The organism is Paenibacillus sp. JT31N11, assembly GCF_056269285.1.
This window is the reverse complement of sequence record NZ_JBWDNQ010000003.1, coordinates 193,115-211,459: the sequence shown is the minus strand read 5'-3', so window position 1 is coordinate 211,459 and position 18,345 is coordinate 193,115. Positions and strand designations below refer to the sequence as shown.

At 49.9% G+C, this 18,345-nt stretch carries 14 protein-coding genes; 2 read left to right on the top strand and 12 right to left on the bottom strand.

Translation table 11 applies throughout. The annotated features are described in order from the left end of the window. Positions 1-56 precede the first annotated feature (56 nt). The 7 genes from AC0YNV_RS13490 to AC0YNV_RS13460 form a co-directional block, all read right to left on the bottom strand. Positions 57-1,382: a hypothetical protein gene (locus AC0YNV_RS13490; RefSeq protein WP_475768562.1), complete on the bottom strand. Its 1,326-nt coding sequence runs from the start codon at positions 1,380-1,382 to the stop codon at positions 57-59. Next, positions 1,373-2,365 (bottom strand): GDP-mannose 4,6-dehydratase, encoded by a 993-nt coding sequence (gene gmd, locus AC0YNV_RS13485; RefSeq protein WP_475768561.1) that lies wholly within the window; start codon positions 2,363-2,365, stop codon positions 1,373-1,375. Before gmd ends, AC0YNV_RS13490 begins: the two co-directional genes overlap by 10 nt. Before the next feature lie 24 nt (positions 2,366-2,389). Then, positions 2,390-3,328, bottom strand: coding sequence for a GDP-L-fucose synthase family protein (locus AC0YNV_RS13480; RefSeq protein ID WP_475768560.1), 939 nt, complete (start codon positions 3,326-3,328; stop codon positions 2,390-2,392). Between the two features lie 37 nt (positions 3,329-3,365). Next, positions 3,366-4,064: a sugar transferase gene (locus tag AC0YNV_RS13475; RefSeq protein WP_210038253.1), complete on the bottom strand. Its 699-nt coding sequence runs from the start codon at positions 4,062-4,064 to the stop codon at positions 3,366-3,368. A gap of 11 nt (positions 4,065-4,075) precedes the next feature. Then, entirely contained in the window at positions 4,076-4,972 is an 897-nt protein-coding gene (galU, locus tag AC0YNV_RS13470) for a UTP--glucose-1-phosphate uridylyltransferase GalU (protein ID WP_210038252.1), read from the bottom strand. 242 nt (positions 4,973-5,214) lie between these two features. Then, entirely contained in the window at positions 5,215-5,904 is a 690-nt protein-coding gene (locus tag AC0YNV_RS13465) for a CpsD/CapB family tyrosine-protein kinase (protein ID WP_475768559.1), read from the bottom strand. Next, positions 5,885-6,619 (bottom strand): YveK family protein, encoded by a 735-nt coding sequence (locus AC0YNV_RS13460; RefSeq protein ID WP_475768558.1) that lies wholly within the window; start codon positions 6,617-6,619, stop codon positions 5,885-5,887. The genes AC0YNV_RS13465 and AC0YNV_RS13460 overlap by 20 nt, the downstream gene beginning before the upstream one ends. 296 nt (positions 6,620-6,915) lie before the next feature. Between AC0YNV_RS13460 and AC0YNV_RS13455 the strand changes: the two genes are divergently transcribed. Next, complete coding sequence (locus tag AC0YNV_RS13455) at positions 6,916-7,284, top strand: helix-turn-helix domain-containing protein (protein WP_210038249.1); 369 nt, start codon at positions 6,916-6,918, stop codon at positions 7,282-7,284. A gap of 178 nt (positions 7,285-7,462) precedes the next feature. On the opposite strand, the gene AC0YNV_RS13450 is transcribed toward AC0YNV_RS13455, so the two are convergent. The 4 genes from AC0YNV_RS13450 to gltB form a co-directional block, all read right to left on the bottom strand. Beyond that, positions 7,463-7,603, bottom strand: a complete 141-nt coding sequence (locus tag AC0YNV_RS13450) for a hypothetical protein (RefSeq protein ID WP_475768557.1) — start codon at positions 7,601-7,603, stop codon at positions 7,463-7,465. 198 nt (positions 7,604-7,801) lie between these two features. Further along, on the bottom strand, positions 7,802-7,948 hold the full coding sequence (locus AC0YNV_RS13445) for a hypothetical protein (protein ID WP_475768556.1): 147 nt from the start codon (positions 7,946-7,948) through the stop codon (positions 7,802-7,804). A gap of 506 nt (positions 7,949-8,454) precedes the next feature. Next, positions 8,455-9,492, bottom strand: coding sequence for a right-handed parallel beta-helix repeat-containing protein (locus AC0YNV_RS13440; RefSeq protein ID WP_475768555.1), 1,038 nt, complete (start codon positions 9,490-9,492; stop codon positions 8,455-8,457). Positions 9,493-9,689: 197 nt separating this feature from the next. Continuing rightward, positions 9,690-14,294 (bottom strand): glutamate synthase large subunit, encoded by a 4,605-nt coding sequence (gene gltB, locus AC0YNV_RS13435; RefSeq protein WP_475768554.1) that lies wholly within the window; start codon positions 14,292-14,294, stop codon positions 9,690-9,692. Between the two features lie 421 nt (positions 14,295-14,715). Here gltB and AC0YNV_RS13430 point away from each other — a divergent pair, with 421 nt between their 5' ends. Then, on the top strand, positions 14,716-16,098 hold the full coding sequence (locus AC0YNV_RS13430; protein ID WP_475768553.1) for a stalk domain-containing protein: 1,383 nt from the start codon (positions 14,716-14,718) through the stop codon (positions 16,096-16,098). Between the two features lie 146 nt (positions 16,099-16,244). Here AC0YNV_RS13430 and AC0YNV_RS13425 read toward each other — a convergent pair whose 3' ends face one another. Next, positions 16,245-18,269: a YhgE/Pip family protein gene (locus tag AC0YNV_RS13425; RefSeq protein WP_475768552.1), complete on the bottom strand. Its 2,025-nt coding sequence runs from the start codon at positions 18,267-18,269 to the stop codon at positions 16,245-16,247. Positions 18,270-18,345: the final 76 nt, after the last annotated feature.

The following is an 18,345-nucleotide window of genomic DNA, read 5'->3' as shown; positions in this document are numbered from 1 at the left end:
CCCTGCATCATCTTAAAATTAATTAAGGGCCTGCGTGAATGCTCCACTGCAAGCCCTTAACGGTCCGCACGACTTGCTAATTTAGGAGGAAGCCCGATAACACTCTTGTTGGTTTTCCCCACTATGGTGTGAAGCTGATTAAAGCAAAAGAAAAACACGACTCCGTAGGATGTAAGCTTGAACAGTGTGATGGGATCATAGGCGAACCATCTTGGAATGGTGCAAAGAACCATCACGAGATAAAATTGCAGATACTGATTTTTGGCCCGATACACCCGGTTGAATAGGATAGCCAGAAAGATAGCAATCAGAATCGTGCCGGCGTAGGAAAGCCACACATAAAAATACGTGCTGATGAGCCCGCCTCCGCCGGATTGGGCATACTGTGCGGAAAGTGATGATAAATTCGCCCCGCCCGTTGCAAACTTTGAAGGTAAAAATATACGCTCGATGAAGCCAATAAAGGAACGCGAACGAACCATGTCACTGAACACCTGTTCTTTGATTAACCCAATATAAACGGCGGAATTGTAAAACACATCACCTTGATTACTTTGTAAAAATCTCGATCCATCCTGACCTGTTTTAAACAAGGAGATCGTTCCTGTACTCACCCGGATATCAGCGAATATGGTCATGACCAAATAGCCGACTATTGAACCCAGGGAAAAGAACAGATTGGATATTTTCTTGTGATCGACATACAAAATAAATAAGAGAAGAAGCATCTGAAGGGACTCGATCCGTCCCTCCGCAACCGTATTTTTGACAATGAACAGAATGGACAGAACAATGATCAATAGGTTCCTTGCCTTGTTTTTGCCAGAAAATAAATAAGCCAAGGCAGTGAAAATAAGAAAATACTCATTAATAGCAAGACCTTGAGTCAATTGAAATCCTTGTCCCTCAACCAGGCGATGTCCTGTTTGACCGATAATGAGAATAACAGACATTGCAAATACTCCAAGACCATAAACAATGGCATTGTCTTTGTTTGGAAGCCGGTTAATAAATATTTCTTTGTTTTTGTTGATATCTTTTTTTAGAAACAAGTATAAGACCAGCAGGAACAGCACATGCAGGAACATGGCGAATTCGAATATATCCTCCTTCTGAAACCGTTCATAGAAGGTGATATTAATGCCGAATGAAAAATAAGGCAGCAGATTCAACGTATAGGTGAGAATAAACAAAAACATAATTTGCAGAATTTTGCTGTTTCTCACCCGGTAAATTAAAGCTATATTTACGAGAATCCCGTAATAAAGAAAGATTTCCGCCGATTTAAAGTAATACCAGGCGCTTAAGCAGATGACGCCTATCCCGAATATGAAATATTTCGTGATGAAGTCCTTGCTTATTGCTTGGGCCTTTAGATCCATTGAAGTGCTTTCCCTTGGCTTTGTATGGCTTCCATTCGCTTCAGGTCCGATTGAACCATCATCTTCACCAGTTCTTCAAAGCTTACTTTCAATTCCCAGCCCAGCTCTTCCTTGGCTTTGGAGCAATCGCCAAGCAGCAGATCCACTTCCGCCGGACGCATAAACTGCTCATCCATGACCACATAATCTCTCCAATTAAGACCGACGGAAGAGAAAGCAATGTCGACGAATTCCTGCACCGTATGGGTTTCTCCAGTTGAGATCACATAATCATCCGGGGTGTCCTGCTGCAGCATCAGCCACATCGCGGCGACATAGTCGCCAGCGAATCCCCAATCCCGCTGTGCGTCCAGATTTCCCAGCCTCAGCTCGTTGGCAAGACCAAGCTTGATTCTGGCCACGCCGTCAGTTACTTTTCTCGTCACAAACTCCAGCCCTCGTCTGGGCGACTCATGATTGAACAAAATGCCGGAGCAAGCGAACATATTATAGCTTTCACGGTAGTTCACCGTAATCCAGTGGCCGTATAATTTTGCTACGCCGTAAGGGCTGCGCGGATAGAATGGCGTGCTTTCCTTCTGCGGAGTCTCGACCACCTTGCCGAACATCTCACTGCTGGAAGCCTGATAGAATTTGGCCATCGGCTTCATAATACGAACCGCTTCAAGCATATTCGTGACTGCAATAGCCGTCATCTGGCCCGTTGCGATAGGCTGCGGCCAAGAGGCTGCCACGAAGGATTGTGCGGCAAGATTATAGACCTCATCCGGATCCGAGACCCTGACCGCCTCGATGAGCGAAGCCAGATCGTTCAAATCTCCCGAAACCCAGTTGATTTGATCCTTGATATGGATAACATTCTCATAGTTAGGCGTGCTTGTGCGTCTGCGCATGCCATATACCTGATAGCCTTTTGATAGTAACAATTCAGCCAAATAGGAACCATCCTGACCGGTTACGCCGGTAATCAATGCTCTTTTCATAATATTCCTCCATTTAATCGGATTTTAAGCCTGGATGAGAGTGTCCTGATTAAAGGCGCTGTACACCGAACGAAGTCCTTCATCAAGCGGAATTCTCGCTTTCCAGCCCAATGAGTTAATCTTGGTGACATCAACCAGTTTGCGCGGCGTACCATCTGGAATCGAAGCATTGAAGGAAATATCACCCTCATAGCCGACAATGGATTTGATCAGCCCGGCCAATTCTTTAATCTCGATATCTTCTCCGACGCCAATATTGATGATTTCATTGTCCTCATAATGCTCCATCAGGAACAGACAAGCCTCAGCGAGATCGTCCGAATGCAGAAACTCGCGTTTGGGAGTACCGGTACCCCACACCTCTACAGCCGGTGCGCCGCTTTGCTTGGCTTCATGAAATTTCCGGATTAATGCCGGAAGCACGTGAGAGGATTTCAAATCGAAATTATCATTGGGGCCGTACATATTCGTAGGCATCGCCGATATGAATCTTGTGCCGTATTGACGGTTGTATGACTTGCACATATTGATGCCGGCAATTTTGGCGATGGCGTATGGCTCGTTGGTAGGCTCGAGTTCACCTGTGAGCAAATACTCTTCCTTGAGGGGTTGAGGCGCAAACTTTGGATAGATACAGGTTGAACCGAGGAATAACAGCTTTTTCACATTATACTGATAAGCGGCATCGATAACATTGGTTTGAATAAACAGATTATCGCGGATAAAGTCCGCCGGATAATCATTATTCGCCGCAATGCCGCCGACCTTGGCCGCCGCGAGAAACACGTAATCGATTTGCTCTTCCGCGAAAAACCGGAGCACAGCTTCGCGCTCCCTCAAATCCAGTTCCTTGCTTGTGCGGCAGACAAGATTCGTATAGCCCTCTGCCTCCAATTTTCGGAGAATGGCGGATCCAACCAGGCCTTTATGTCCGGCAATATATATTTTTGCGTTTAAATCCATGCTTCTCACCTCACTCTTTGGCTTATCTCTATATGTTCTAGAAAGCGTCTTTGGAACCAAGCAGCACTTTGACGGTTTTCAAAATAATCTTGATATCAAACAGGATGCTTCTTTGCTTGATATAAAGAAGATCGAGCTGAACCATTTCATGAAAGCTGAGGTCGTTGCGGCCGCCGACCTGCCATAAGCCCGTGCAGCCCGGTATGACTCTCAGGCGCAATTTGTCATAATTCGTATATTCCTCGACTTCTCTTGGGAGCGCAGGCCTGGGACCAACCAGCGACATGTCGCCGCGGATAACGTTCCACAGCTGCGGCAGCTCGTCGATGCTGGTTTTACGGATAAATTTGCCGATTCTTGTAATCCGCGGATCATCCTTCATCTTAAACATCGCACCGCTGATTTCGTTCTGTTCGAGAAGATTCGTCAGCAGCTCCTCGGCATTGGAGACCATCGAACGGAACTTGAACATCTTGAAGGTCTTCTCATGCTTGCCGACTCTCACCTGTTGAAAAAAGACAGATCCCTTGGGGTCCTCAAGCTTAATCATGATGGCGACAACAATAAATGCCGGACTGATTACAACCAGACCGATGAAAGCGAGGATGATATCCATTGCACGCTTCATCATCAAATAAGAACGTTTATTACTCTTCCGCTCCAGGCCATAGCTGCCATAGATGGAGCCGCTCTCCAGCGCAACCTCGGCTTCTTTATTTTGTGATGTAGGAGCCAATTGAAATCACCTCATCTTGAAATAATCTTATTTTTGGAATGTTCGCGCTCAAGAATGCCTTCCAGGGCCTCCAGCAGAGGTAATCTCAACTCATCTTTGCGAAGCGCAAAATCCAGGGTTGTCGTAATGAATCCCAATTTCTCTCCTACATCATAACGGGTGCCTTCAAAATCATAGGCGAATACGCCCTGCACCTCATTCAACCGCTGAATCGCATCGGTCAATTGAATCTCTCCGCCTGCCCCCTTTTCCTGCTTCTCCAGGAAGTAGAAGATTTCCGGCGTCAGTACATAACGTCCCATAATCGCCAGATTGGATGGTGCGCTCCCCAGCTTCGGTTTCTCCACAAATCGGTTGACCATATGCAGCTTGCCGTTGGAATCCACCGGATCGACAATGCCGTAACGTTCTGTCTGCTCGTAAGAGACGGCTTGGACACCGATTACGGAACGGTTCGTTTTCTCATATTGATGAATCAGCTGCTTGGTGCAAGGTTCTTCCGAAACGACAATATCATCGCCCAGCAGAACAGCAAATGGTTCATCGCCGATAAAATTGCGCGCACACCAGACAGCATGACCGAGCCCTTTCGGTTCCTTCTGGCGTATGTAATGTATATCAACATTGGAGGATTTCTGAACCTCCTCCAGAATGCTTAATTTCCCTTTTTCCATCAAGCTTTGCTCCAGCTCCAGGGCGATGTCAAAATGATCCTCAATCGCACGCTTGCCGCGGCCGGTAACAATAATAATATCCTCAATACCAGAAGCGATGGCTTCCTCAACAATATACTGGATGGTTGGCTTGTCGACGATGGGCAGCATTTCCTTGGGCATCGCTTTAGTGGCGGGGAGGAATCTTGTCCCCATGCCTGCGGCTGGAATAATAGCTTTTCTCACTTTTTTCATTCAACTTCACCCTATCCTGTTATATTTTTTTATATGTTAAGTCTAGGTTGCTAAAAACGCGAGCTATCGATTTTATCTACAGAAAAATCGATAGCTCGAATTTTTAGAAAAACGGGCATCAAACCCGACCTCTCATCACACCCTTGACAATCATGTCTAAGGTTTCATAACCCACAGCGTGACCGAGTGCCTACAGTGATAAAGGTGCAGTAGACATTACCTATACACGCGCCATATTTTAGTTACTCAGCAGTACCATAGACATTTTTAAAGCTCGATTTGACATCTTTGCGGTTCAGGTTATTCAGAACAGCGCCGATAATCCGCGCATTGACATGCTCAAGGCTGGCTTTGGCCTTTTTGACCATTTCCTTCTCCGCCTTGCCCGCAGCCACAACCATAATGACCCCGTCGCAAAGCGAGCTGACGATCAGACTGTCGGTTACGGCAAGAACGGGAGGCGTATCGATCAGCACGATGTCAAAATGCTCCTTGAGATCCTTAATCAATGTGTTCATACGATGGTTGCCCAGCATCTCGGAAGGATTGGGGGGTATAGGTCCCGAGACAATTAAAGACAGATTATCAATACCTGTCGTTTTAAGAGCCTCCTGCCACTTGATTTGATCTGTCAATATATTAGTCAAACCGTTTCGATTATTTTGGGCAAGAACATGATGCAGAGATGGCTTTCGAAGATCAGCATCCAGCAGCAGAACCTTCTTGCCCTCCTGGGCATAAGCTACAGCCAGATTGCTGATGGTGGTTGTTTTCCCTTCATCTACTTGAGCGGAAGCAACCATTAGAACTTTCATGGGCGTATCAAGGAAAGAAAACTGGATATTTGTACGCAATTTGCGGTAAGCTTCTGAAATAGGCGACTTGGGATTCAATAACGTGATCAGATTACTCTCATTGATTGATTGAGGCATAAGCACTTTCACCTACTTTCTTCTTTTTAGAAAGCGATGCTTTGCGCGGGCTGAGATCCTCTTTCGTTATATTCATAACAAGAGCCAGTGTGGGAAGGCCAAGCTCACTTTCCAATTCGTATTCATTCTTGAAGGTATTGTCGAGATAATCGAGCAGGAAAACTATACCCAGTCCTATCACTAATGAAAGGATGATAGCCACAAGGAAATTCATCAACGGACTCGTATTAAATGGAACCGGAGAGCCCACCTCGCTTGCTTCGCTGAGTATCGTTACGTTGTCAATGTTCATAATGCTGGGGATCTGCTCCTTGAATACAAGCGATATTGCATTCACGCTCTTGGCGGCATTCTCGTAGGATACATCACTGTAAACCAAATTCATGATTTGCGAGTTATTGGCAGAAGCCACCGAAATCTTGCCCGGGCTGACTCTCAATTCAGGAAATTGCTGATGCACCTTATTAATGATTGCCGGAGATTTAATAATTTCCTTGTATGAATTTATTAACATAATACCTGTCTGTATGTTGCTTACATTGATGGAATCTGCAATCTGGGAGGACTGATTGACAATTAGCTTGGCGTTCGCCTGATACATTGGTGTTGTTAAGTAGAAGCTTTTAATGCCTGCAAGAATACATCCGATCGCAACAACGATAATGACCAACCAAATCTTTTTGATTACAATTTTAAAATATTGTTTAAGTTCCACCTTTGTTCCTCCCGTGAGAATGAGGTTTTAGCCCTCATTTAATAAAACAATTCGTTTATTCAGCAATAAATGTAAAAAACTGTTTATCCAGTACGAATTAAAAAATGATTTGTGGTAATACTGAATAACAGGTATGATACGTAATGTATCATTTTCAATGTTTACTTTACGATACGGATTGTAGCATGTCAAGGATTTTTTCATAGTTCTTACAAGCTTGCTACGTTTTGTTTCATATCATGCATTTGTAAGCGTTTCGTATTAATATGTTGGTATGGCTGGTTAGGAGGAGTATTATGAACATAGGAATTCGTATTGCAAAATTGAGGGAAGATAGGGGGTGGACTCAGGAACATACCGCTGCTTCACTGGGAATTTCGCGAGCGGCATTATCTCATTACGAGAAAAACCGCAGGGAACCAGATACCGAAACACTTTCCAAATTCGCCGACTTGTTTCATGTTTCTGTAGACTTCCTCGTAGGAAGAACAAATTCTCCTCATGTTACACTCGACGATCCGATACGCCAGTTTGTCGATCAATTAGAACTGGCGGACGAACAATTGCTGCAGAATTTCGCCTTGACCATAGATGGCCGCAAGTTAACTGTTGAAGAAGCGCGGCGGTTCATTGCTTTTGTACGCGCAGAGAGAATGATGAATTAAATGAGCATCCTATAACTTTTCAAAAAAAAAACCACAGTTGGCCAGCTAAGCCAACTATGGTTTTTTTGTCCTTATAGAAATTATGACGTTTCACTCCTGTAAATGTCTATAAGGTTAGAAGGAAGAATCCAATCTTGCAGCCAGAGGGCAGCAAAGTGCCGCCTCTTCTTGCTTATCCTCATTTCTTCCCTTCCACGGAAGCGTTGATTTGAGACCAGCTGTTAGAAATAATGCCGAGCTGTTCCATAATCGCTCTCACATCGAGCTCTACCTGCTTGCCTGCCGCGCGATCGGTCTTTTTATCCTGGTTTGAATTCATTCCAAATCAACACCTCAGCTCTTTGTGTTTTCATGAACCATACAAATGCGCTCTTGTTAATTGGTTATTATTCAAATCGATTTCAAACTGACATCGTAATTAAAAAATCTTCGCATATAAGAATTCGTTTTCTTACATACAAAGATTATAATGATCTATGATGGTTGTCAGAAACCTGTTTTCAAGAAGAACTGCCGATCAGCTTAACCGTTTCTTGGCGCTGCTTCGATACTCATCCTCCCATTCCTTGGATATGCCCATTTGTTCCATAATCATTCGAATATCAATGGTTTCCTTTTGCTTGAGCTTCATATCGTGCAGTTGTCTTTCATTCGCATGAATCATTGCAACAAATCACTCCTTAGACCTATTAAATCGACCGGCTACTGGAAGACTGTAATCATTGTAACCGCTTTGATTTGTTTAAGTTGTCGTTTGTTGGAAGTCAAAACCGTACTTTGTTCCTGTTAATTTGTCGAATTCGCAATCATATTGGGAGTTTCTATTCATTTTTCATAGCTTATTACCGATATAACCGATAATGGGTGCACTTTGATCTCTTGACAGCTCACTATGGAAGCGTACTGTCTTCAGTTCCAGCTCACCGCAATCCATTTCTATAACGGATTACAAGAAGCATCATACCATGTATACTCCCGTATGTAAGCCTCCTACGGTACCAAAATGCCTCATTTCGCGATTAAGTTTCTCTCAGATATTCTAATGTTTTTCTCATACAATCACCTCTTTGCAACAAAAAACGGCCTTACAGGAATGTGAAAGCTTGCATAAAGCAATTTCACAGCAGCCCATAAAACCGCACCATCCCAAAACGATAATTACCCCGACTTTTAGGTTATGAAACGATTATTAATAATTTTAATTTGATTGAGCGACAGATTATTATTGATCCGTACGCCGCCAATCAAGATCAGCATGTTTTTATTGATGATATTCTCCGAAATCACATGCCCGCTTCCAACCTTTACAAGAATGCCGGCACTGGGACTAAGCCTGCGCGGACTTGTGACATCATTTTTTGAAATGGTAATATTGTTGCTTGTGGCTTGAAGATTGTTGCCGTCATCCCCTGGTCGAATCGCAATATTAAATTGATTATTCGTACATTGATTCTCAAGAAGGATACAGGAATCCGAGCCATTTTTGACATCAATTCCATAATAAAAGCCTCTTACCGTATTGTTTTTGATTACGCTGTTTATCTCTCTTTCAAGCGTGATCCCCTGTTGATTCAAATTTCCATCGCGATCCTCGATTACCGTGCAGTTTGATACCGTGTTGTATTGGCCGCCTCCAAAAAGCGAAAGATGTCCGTCACGGGAATTTCGGATTTGACAGGAGTCAATCAGGCAGCGGTCAGAATTGAAGCTAATAATGCCGGAACCATTATTGAATTCGCTCATGATCCGGGAGATCGAGCAATCCTCAGAATTATACACATTAATACCTTGGGAGTAATTCCTTATGGTCATCCCTTCAACCGAACAGGACCGGCAATCCTGAAGCAGGAGACCCACCCTCGAGGTTAGAATGCCGTTCGAAGGTAGTTGATCCCCTCTAAGACTTCCGCCCTGGAAATGAACATTCGAAGCCTTATAAACCCAGAATGCTCCGTAGCTGTCTGCAGTCTTGGTCTCGAAAATGGCATCGTTCATTATAATGGTTATCGGCTTTACGATTTTCAATGCAGCATAACTGGTTCCATAGCCTGTTGTTATTTTATGAAGCGGGTTTTTGCTTACCTTGTAGTTACCCGCGGGTACAAGCAGAGTTCCGCCTTCCGGGACAGAATTAATGGCGGTTTGAATAGCTAGCGTATCATCATGAATACCGTCACCCACAGCATTAAAATCTGTTATCACATTCATACTCACCATAATTCCTCCTCCTTCCTATTTATCCTGATAATCTATTCTATTATTGGAACCTCCGATTGTTTCTGGTTGCATGACCCCTATGCCGATAAGTAGTTGCCAAAGCCGCCCTTTTGAATCCTTCACATTCTATAAGTACAAAAAAAAGAAAGACTGCCGGGGTCACCCTGCAGTCTTCCAATTCCATTTGTTTAGTTGCCGCCAATGCGGGCCAGCTCTTTCATATTGGCTTCAAATGCTGCCAAGAGAGCAGCCTCGCCGGCTAAGCCGGTTTGCTCCATCTTCTCGATTTGCTCCAGCATCCGTTTGTAATCCTTCGGAATGATCTTCACAAACCTCGTTATCGACGCATCCCAATCCTTCAGCACCCGTTCGCCGATTGCGCTGCCCGTATAAGTCACGTGGCGCTCAATCATTTCACGAAGCTCCGTAACTTCTCTGGCATCTTCCACGCGCTCCAGAAGCACCATCTCGATGTTGCAATGCCTGTAGAAGTCACCGGTCTCATCCAGCACGTAGGCGACGCCCCCCGACATCCCTGCGGCAAAATTACGGCCTGTGTTCCCCAGAATTACAACACGGCCACCCGTCATATACTCACAGCCGTGATCGCCTACACCTTCGACAACGACCTTGGCGCCCGAGTTTCTTACAGCAAAACGCTCACCGGCAATGCCGCTGATATAAGCTTCACCGTTCGTAGCGCCGTAGAGCGCGGTGTTGCCAATGATGACATTCTCCTCGGCCTTAAACGTCGCCTGAGGCGAAGGAGCGATGATGATTTTGCCGCCGGATAGCCCTTTGCCGACGTAGTCGTTGGAGTCGCCCTCCAGAGAAAGTGTAATCCCCTTCGGTACGAAAGCGCCAAAGCTTTGTCCTGCAGAGCCGATAAAGTGATACGAAATAGTATCCTCCGGCAAACCCTTTGCTCCATAACGGCGGGTTACCTCGCTACCCAATATCGTCCCGACAACACGGTTGATGTTGCGGATCGGCAGGGTAGCGCTGACTTTCTCGCCGCTCTCAAGCGCACGCTCCGCGATCGGAAGCAGCTTCTGCATATCAAGCGACTCGTCAAGCTTGTGATCCTGCTCCTGAATACAGTAGCGCACAGCGCCTTCAGGCAGCTCAGGCTGATGCAGCAAGCGCGTCAGATCGATTCCTTTGAGCTTGTAATGTTCGATCAATGTCTTCGTCTCCAGACGGTCGACACGTCCAACCATATCCTGCACCGTGCGGAATCCAAGCTCGGCCATGATTTCCCGAAGCTCCTGTGCGACGAACAGCATGTAGTTCGCTACATGGCTCGGATCGCCCATGAATTTCTTGCGCAGCTCAGGGTTTTGCGTTGCCACTCCCACCGGACAGGTATCCAGCTGGCAGACACGCATCATAATGCAGCCGAGTACGACCAGCGGAGCCGTGGAGAAACCATACTCCTCAGCGCCCAATAGAGCAGCGATGGCGAGGTCGCGCCCGTTCATGATTTTGCCATCGGTTTCGACGACGACGCGATCACGAAGATTGTTCAGCATCAGCGTCTGGTGCGTTTCCGCCAAACCAAGCTCCCAAGGCATTCCGGCATGACGGATGGAAGCCAGAGGCGATGCTCCTGTTCCTCCATCATAGCCGCTGACCAGAATAACATCGGCACGGCCCTTGGCCACCCCTGCGGCAATCGTCCCGACGCCTACCTCGGATACCAGCTTCACGTTGATGCGCGCCCGCGGATTGGCATTCTTCAGATCATGAATCAACTCCGCCAAATCTTCGATGGAATAAATATCATGATGCGGCGGCGGAGAAATCAGACCCACACCCGGCGTCGATCCGCGCACTTCAGCAACCCACGGATAAACCTTGCGGCCAGGCAGCTGCCCGCCTTCACCAGGCTTGGCGCCCTGTGCCATCTTGATCTGGATCTCATCCGCATTGACGAGGTAATCGCTGGTAACGCCGAAGCGGCCGGAGGCCACCTGCTTAATAGCACTGCGCCTAGAGTCCCCATTGGCATCCGGGATAAACCGGGCCGGGTCCTCGCCGCCTTCGCCCGTATTGGATTTGCCGCCAATGCGGTTCATCGCAATTGCAAGCGATTCATGGGCTTCCTTACTGATGGAGCCGTAGGACATTGCCCCGGTTTTGAACCGTTTGACGATGGACTCCACAGACTCAACCTCATCCAGAGGAACCGGCTCTGAATTATGTTTGAAATCAAGCAGCGAACGAAGGGTCAGATGCTTCTTGTCCTCGCCTTGCACAAGCGCTGAAAACTTCTTGTACAGCTTGTAATCGTTCGAGCGCGATGCCATCTGCAGCGTGTGGATCGTTTGGGGACTGAAGAGATGGTCCTCGCCGTCCTTGCGCCATTGATATTCGCCGCCGGAATCCAGCTCCTTCTCGCCGCCTTCCTGCTCGGTAAACGCGCGGTTATGATGCTTCAGATTCTCGTCGGCAATCACATCCAGGCCAATACCGCCGATGCGGGACTGCGTCCAGGTGAAATATTCGTCCACCAGCTCTTCCTTCAAGCCAACAGCTTCGAAGATTTGCGAGCCGCGGTAGGATTGAATGGTGGAAATCCCCATTTTGGAGAGAACCTTTACAACGCCCTTGGTCGCTGCCTTGATGAAGTTCTTCACAGCTTTATCATGCGTAACGCCGCGCAGCATGCCTTGGCGGATCATATCGTCAAGCGTCTCGAAAGCCAGATACGGGTTGACCGCACTGACGCCGTAGCCGAGCAGCAGGGCAAAATGATGCACCTCGCGCGGTTCGCCGGATTCGAGCAGGATGCAGACCTTGGTCCGCGATCCTTCGCGGATCAGATGATGATGCAGCGCCGATACCGCAAGCAGAGCCGGAATGGCCGCATTCTCGCGGTCTACTCCGCGGTCGGACAAGATCAGGATATTATGCCCTTTGCTGATTACGCGGTCAGCCGCTTCGCACATTTGGGTCAAAGCGCTGCGCAGACCCTCTTCGCCATTAGCCGCCTGGTACAGAATAGGCAGTGTAATCGACTTGAAACCGGGACGGCGCACATGGCGCAGCTTGGCAAACTCTTCGTTGGACAGAACAGGCGAAGCCAGTCTGATATGACGGCAGCTTTCAGGTTCCGGTTGAAGCAGGTTGCGCTCGGGTCCGAGAGTCGTTCCTGTCGCTGTAATAATCTCCTCACGAATGGCATCAATCGGCGGATTCGTGACTTGAGCGAACAATTGCTTGAAATAATTGTAAAGACGCTGCGGACGCTCCGACAGCACGGCCAGAGGAGCATCGTAGCCCATGGATGCAATCGGTTCCACGCCGCTGCCAGCCATCGGCTCCAGCACTTTGCGCAGATCTTCGAATGTGTAGCCAAAAGCCTGCTGGCGCTGCTGCACGGTTGCATGATCCGGTTCAGGCAGCTCCGGCGCATCGGGCAGATCATCCAGACCGACGAGATGCTCGTCGAGCCATTCACGGTAAGGATGCTCCTTCACGATTTGCGCTTTGACTTCTTCATCGGTAATGATGCGGCCTTCCTTGGTATCCACCAGCAGCATCCGTCCCGGGCGAAGACGATCCTTGTACAATATATTGTCCGGCTCAACCGGTACGGTGCCCGCTTCCGAACCCAGAATGATAACGTCATCCTTCGTCACGTAGTAACGCGCAGGACGAAGCCCATTGCGGTCGAGCAGAGCGACGATCTGGGTGCCGTCTGTGAACCCCATTGCCGCAGGCCCGTCCCATGGCTCCATAAGCGTGCTGTGATATTCGTAGAATGCCTTCTTGTCGTCATCCATGCCCTCATGGTTCGACCACGGCTCGGGAACCATCATCATTGCGACATGCGGAAGAGACCGGCCGGACAGATACATAAATTCCAGCGTGTTATCGAACATCGCGGTATCGGAACCGTCCGGATCGATAACCGGCTTGATTTTATCCATATCGGAACCGAACAGTTCGGTTTCGAACAGGGTCTGGCGCGCATGCATCCAGTTGACATTGCCGCGCAGCGTATTGATCTCGCCGTTATGAATCATATAACGGTAAGGATGCGCCCGCTCCCAGCTCGGGAACGTGTTCGTGGAGAAACGGGAGTGTACCAGCGCGATCGCCGTTTCCACCGCTTCATCGTTCAGTTCCAGATAGAACGAACGTACCTGCTCGGTTGTAAGCATTCCTTTATATACGATTTTCTTGCTCGACATGCTCGGGATATAGTACGTGTCCGCACCCTCGGCACCGGAGTAGCGGATAGCATGCTCCGAACGCTTGCGGATGACATAAATTTTGCGTTCAAAGGCAAGCTCATCCTGAATATCGGCGCTGCGGCCGATAAACACCTGGCGGACAAACGGCTTTACGCTCTTGGCGGATTCGCCAAGCTTCCCATCATTCGTCGGAACCGTGCGCCAGCCGATCAGAGTCTGGCCTTCTTCGCGAATAATGGATTCAAGCTCGCGCTCGTGCGCGCTGCGCAGCGCTTCATCCTGCGACAAGAACAGCATGCCTACCGCATACTCTCCGTTTGCCGGCAGCTCAATGCCTTGCCCCTTCAATTCCCGAGCGAAAAAAGCATGCGGAATCTGCAGCATGATGCCCGCTCCGTCTCCCGTGTTGGGCTCGCTCCCTTGGCCGCCGCGGTGTTCCATATTCTCAAGCACCGTCAGCGCTTGCTGAATAATGGTATGTGATTTTTTCCCTTTGATGTTAGCCACAAAGCCCATACCGCAAGCGTCTTTCTCTAATTGCGGATCGTACAGGCCTTGCTTCGGCGGCAACCCATAACGATTCTCTTTCATGTCGTGCAACCTCTCTATGAGAAAATTTGTGGATAAACGGTGGTTACAAAAGATCCGTCTTCATTTTCGCCCTGCTTTGGTTTAGAATGAAGGAATGCGTAAGCATACAGCATACCAAACCAGCGAAAAATGAACAAGTTAAAAGACGCTGTTGTACGCTCGCAAGCAAGCTGTAATCATCAGCATCTTCCGATAAATCTGCGTCAAAACGTTATTATTTTATTTTAACATCACCCCATAATGATATCAATTTAATATTTTTATGGTTCTGATAAGAGATCTTTTACGGTGCGGAGGTTTTAACAGTCAAGAAGAAACAGCTCCACCCTCCTTTGGCGGCTCACAACAAGTTTCTTCATCTTAGAAATACAAGCAATTCGAACCGAATACTTTTACATTTTATCAAAAGGACGTGGAGAGATTGAATAGCAACTTCAGGAAAATGAATTTCGCCGCCTGCATACTCGCAGCCTCGCTGCTGGCAGGACCTGCCGTCTATGCGGCGGAAACATCATCGCTTATGCCGGCTGCAGGCACTTCTTCAATCGGAACGACCGGCTATCAGGGAATGCAGCCGAACGCTGCCGCCCTGCAGCAGACTTATGCGGCGCTGGCCGCAGCCGCGGAAACAAACGCTCCGCTGCGTATTGCCGCGGTAGGCGACTCCCTCACAGCCGGCTATGAGAATGGAATGACGGAAAGCACCGTGCCGTATGGCTATGCAGACCGCGTTTATGAGCAGGCTCTGTATCATGGAGCGGCGGAGCTTCAGAACTTCGGCGTGCTCGGCCTGAAATCCGATGGGCTCCGCCAATGGCTGGAGGCCGCGCAGAACGGAACAAGCGTGACCGCCGACGGCATTCAGCCCGGCCTTTCGAAGTATCGTCTCGCGCCTGAGACCATTGCCAAGTCCGCTGAGCTTCGCACGGTTCTGGAGCAGGCCAATCTGATCGTCATGACGATTGGCGGCAATGACTTCCTGCCCTTATTCGATGAAATGAAGCAGCATGTGATGAGTCCAAGCGATATCCAGAGCTGGATCGACACGATGCTGGCAAGCTATCAGACTTCCCTCGAAGCGTCGCTAACCGCCGCGCTCGCCATCAATCCCAAGGCTGAAATTGTATTTGCCGACCAGTATCTTCCCGTGCCAAAGCCCTCCCCTATCAACAAGGCGGTAACTGAGGAGCAGTATGCCGTCCTGCAGGGCGCCGTGAAGCAGCTTCGCGAGCTTGACGAATCCGTAGCGTCACGATTTCTCGAACAGGGCTATCAGGTGAAAACCGTGGACGTATCCGAGCCGTTCATTGGCAAAGAGCTGGCCTATACCAGTATTCTTCAAGGGGATATCCATCCCAAGCAGGCCGGTTATGAACAAATGGCCATGGCGTTCGCCAAGGGCATCTGGGGCGACTACCGCAAGCCCGCTCCGCTTCCGGCGGGAGTGCCGCTGGATATCGTGATCAATGGCAGCGTGCTTGGCGGCAAAAACAAACCGATCCTCAAAAACGACACGACCTTCCTTCCGATGCGCGACATCGCGGATGCCCTAAAAGCTCAGCTGACGTGGGACGGCAAAACCAAGACAGCCACAATCAGCGCAAACAATAAGGTCGTCTCCTTCACGATTGGAGCCAAAACGATGAAGGTCGACGGAACGGCGGTTCCCTTGGAGACGCCGGCTTATCTGCAGCAGGCAAACGGAGGTTCGTTCACCTACCTGCCGCTGGCGGCCCTTTCCAGAGGGCTCGGCTACCAGGTTGTTTACCGCAAATCCCTTCAAACCGCATTCATTAATTCTTAAGCTTCTTGGTTCTTCTCCTATTGACTGAGGAGAACTAACAGTTAAATGAAAAAAGCCGTATTCCCCGCAGATATTAATGAGGGAATACGGCTTTTTTTTGGCTGCACACCGGATAACTGCCATACCGTTATTAGATAACAGCCGGCTTATAGACTCAGCATTCTGCTTTCCGGCACATCCGCTCTGCGGCGGTTTTTGCGGAATAGAAACAGGAAGAAAGCCAGAGTCAATCCCGCGAAGACAATACCGAACAAGGCGATATGGAGGGATTGGTTCCCTGTTTGGCCAAGCGATTCTCCCGTAATGATGGACCTGAAGGCCGAGATCGAATACGTCATCGGCAGCCAGTCGCCGATGCTCCTCAGCCAGGCCGGAACCAGCTCGCGCGGATAGGTGCCGGCACTGCCGGTCAGCTGCAGGATAAGCAGAATGACCGCGACGAATCGTCCGGGCTGATCCATCGTCGTAACGAGGAACTGGATAATCATCATAAAGGTAATGCTTGTCAGCACCGAGAGGCCGACGAAGGGCCACAGATGATTCACATGCACGCCGATCCCGTAGACAAGGATGGCATCGGCAATCAGCGCCTGAATCATGCCGACGCTCAGGAACAAGAGCGCCTTGCTGGCGAACCAGCTCCAGCCGGAGCGGGGAAGCTCGCCGGTCTCCCGCACCGGCATGACCATCGATGACAGCAATGCTCCTACAAACAGGCCAAGCGAAAGGAAATAGGGCGTAAAGCCCGTGCCGTAGTTCGGCACCTCGCTGAGCTTGCGCTCCTCGACATGGACCGGCTTCGCGAACATGTCATACAGGGCGTCGGTTCCCTGGACGCCGCTTGTTTGGGCTGCGGCTGCGCCGAGCTTGCCGGCCAGCTCTGCCGTGCCTCCGGCGAGCCGCTGCGCGCCGCTGGCAAGCGCGGCGGAGCCGCTCTGAAGCTTGCCGGTGCCAGCGGCAAGCTCGGCCGCTCCGCGGCCTGCTGCGGCTGCGCCGTCCGCGACCTGCACGGCGCCGCCGGCCGTTTCCCTGGCGCCCGCGGCCAGCCGGGCCCCGCTCTTCATCGCGTCTGCGAGCTTCGCGTGCAGCGCGTCCATGCCCTGCAGCAGGGCGCTCTGCCCTTGCTGCAGCTGCGCCGCCCCGGCAGCCAGCTTCGCGCTGCTGCCGGCAAGCCCGTCCGCGCCCGCCGCCATCTTGCGGGCGGCGGCGAGCAGCTCCTGCAGCGCGGGGTCCTGCGCTGCGTCGCCTCTGTCGGCGGCGTAAGCTTCAAGCGCCGCCGACAGCTTCGCCGAGCTGTCCGCGAGCTGCCCGCTGCCCGTCTTCGCCGCCACAAGCCCGCCGGCCAGCTGCTTGCCCGCCTGCAGGGCATCTCCGGCACCGCCGCTGAGCTGTCCGGCGGCAGCCTCAAGCTTGCCGAGCCCGTCTGACAAGGCCGCCGCGCCGGAGCTCAGAGCAGCCGTGCCTTCCGCTACGCTGCCCGCTCCCTTGCCAAGCTTATCGGCGCCGCTTTTCAGTTCCAGCGTTCCGCTGGCCAGCTTGCCCGCGTTCTCGAGCAGCAGCGAAGCGCCGTTCGCCGCGTCCGCAGCCCCGTCCTTCAGCTTGGCGGCTCCCGCGCTGGCATCCGTAATGCCGTCGGCAGCATCGCCGATTTGATGGAATACCGCTTGGGCATAGGCTTTGGTAACCTCCTGCGACAGCTCCGCCTGCAGCTGATCCATCGCCGTATGACCGATTTTCGCAGCCAGATAATTATCGCTGTCATTGGAGATATAATTCAGCGAAGCGGGCTGCGGATTCTCGTCCAGCAGCGTGGTTGCCTGCTTGGAGAAGACAGGAGGGATTTCAATGGCATAGTAATAATCCCCGGACTCAAGGCCCTTCTCCGCAGCTTCCCGATCGACAAAGGCCCAGCGAAATTGCTTGTTTTCCTTCAGGCTCGCGACCAGATCCGAGCCTACCGTCAGCGTTTCACCCTCAAATGACGCTCCCTGGTCCTCATTAACGACAGCTACCGGCAGCTCGCCAAGCTTCCCGTAAGGATCCCAGAAGGCGCCAACCAGCATGCCGCTGTACATAATTGGAATGAACAGAACACCGATGATCGGGATCAACAGCTTGGGACTGCGGACAATACGTGCAAGCTCTCTGCCAAACAAGGTAAAACCCATCATAACCGCCTCCGAATGAATAATGAACATATGACCAATTTGGTTATTTGGTCACTTTGATTCAAAAAAATAAGCAGCG

What these genes read in the sequence shown, in the direction of transcription:
- AC0YNV_RS13490 (WP_475768562.1), bottom strand. Translation starts at nt 1,382, where the DNA reads ATGGATCTAAAGGCCCAAGCAATAAGCAAGGACTTCATCACGAAATAT.
- gmd (WP_475768561.1), bottom strand. Translation starts at nt 2,365, where the DNA reads ATGAAAAGAGCATTGATTACCGGCGTAACCGGTCAGGATGGTTCCTAT.
- AC0YNV_RS13480 (WP_475768560.1), bottom strand. Translation starts at nt 3,328, where the DNA reads ATGGATTTAAACGCAAAAATATATATTGCCGGACATAAAGGCCTGGTT.
- galU (WP_210038252.1), bottom strand. Translation starts at nt 4,972, where the DNA reads ATGAAAAAAGTGAGAAAAGCTATTATTCCAGCCGCAGGCATGGGGACA.
- AC0YNV_RS13465 (WP_475768559.1), bottom strand. Translation starts at nt 5,904, where the DNA reads ATGCCTCAATCAATCAATGAGAGTAATCTGATCACGTTATTGAATCCC.
- AC0YNV_RS13455 (WP_210038249.1), top strand. Translation starts at nt 6,916, where the DNA reads ATGAACATAGGAATTCGTATTGCAAAATTGAGGGAAGATAGGGGGTGG.
- AC0YNV_RS13450 (WP_475768557.1), bottom strand. Translation starts at nt 7,603, where the DNA reads ATGAATTCAAACCAGGATAAAAAGACCGATCGCGCGGCAGGCAAGCAG.
- AC0YNV_RS13445 (WP_475768556.1), bottom strand. Translation starts at nt 7,948, where the DNA reads ATGATTCATGCGAATGAAAGACAACTGCACGATATGAAGCTCAAGCAA.
- AC0YNV_RS13440 (WP_475768555.1), bottom strand. Translation starts at nt 9,492, where the DNA reads ATGAATGTGATAACAGATTTTAATGCTGTGGGTGACGGTATTCATGAT.
- gltB (WP_475768554.1), bottom strand. Translation starts at nt 14,294, where the DNA reads ATGAAAGAGAATCGTTATGGGTTGCCGCCGAAGCAAGGCCTGTACGAT.
- AC0YNV_RS13425 (WP_475768552.1), bottom strand. Translation starts at nt 18,269, where the DNA reads ATGATGGGTTTTACCTTGTTTGGCAGAGAGCTTGCACGTATTGTCCGC.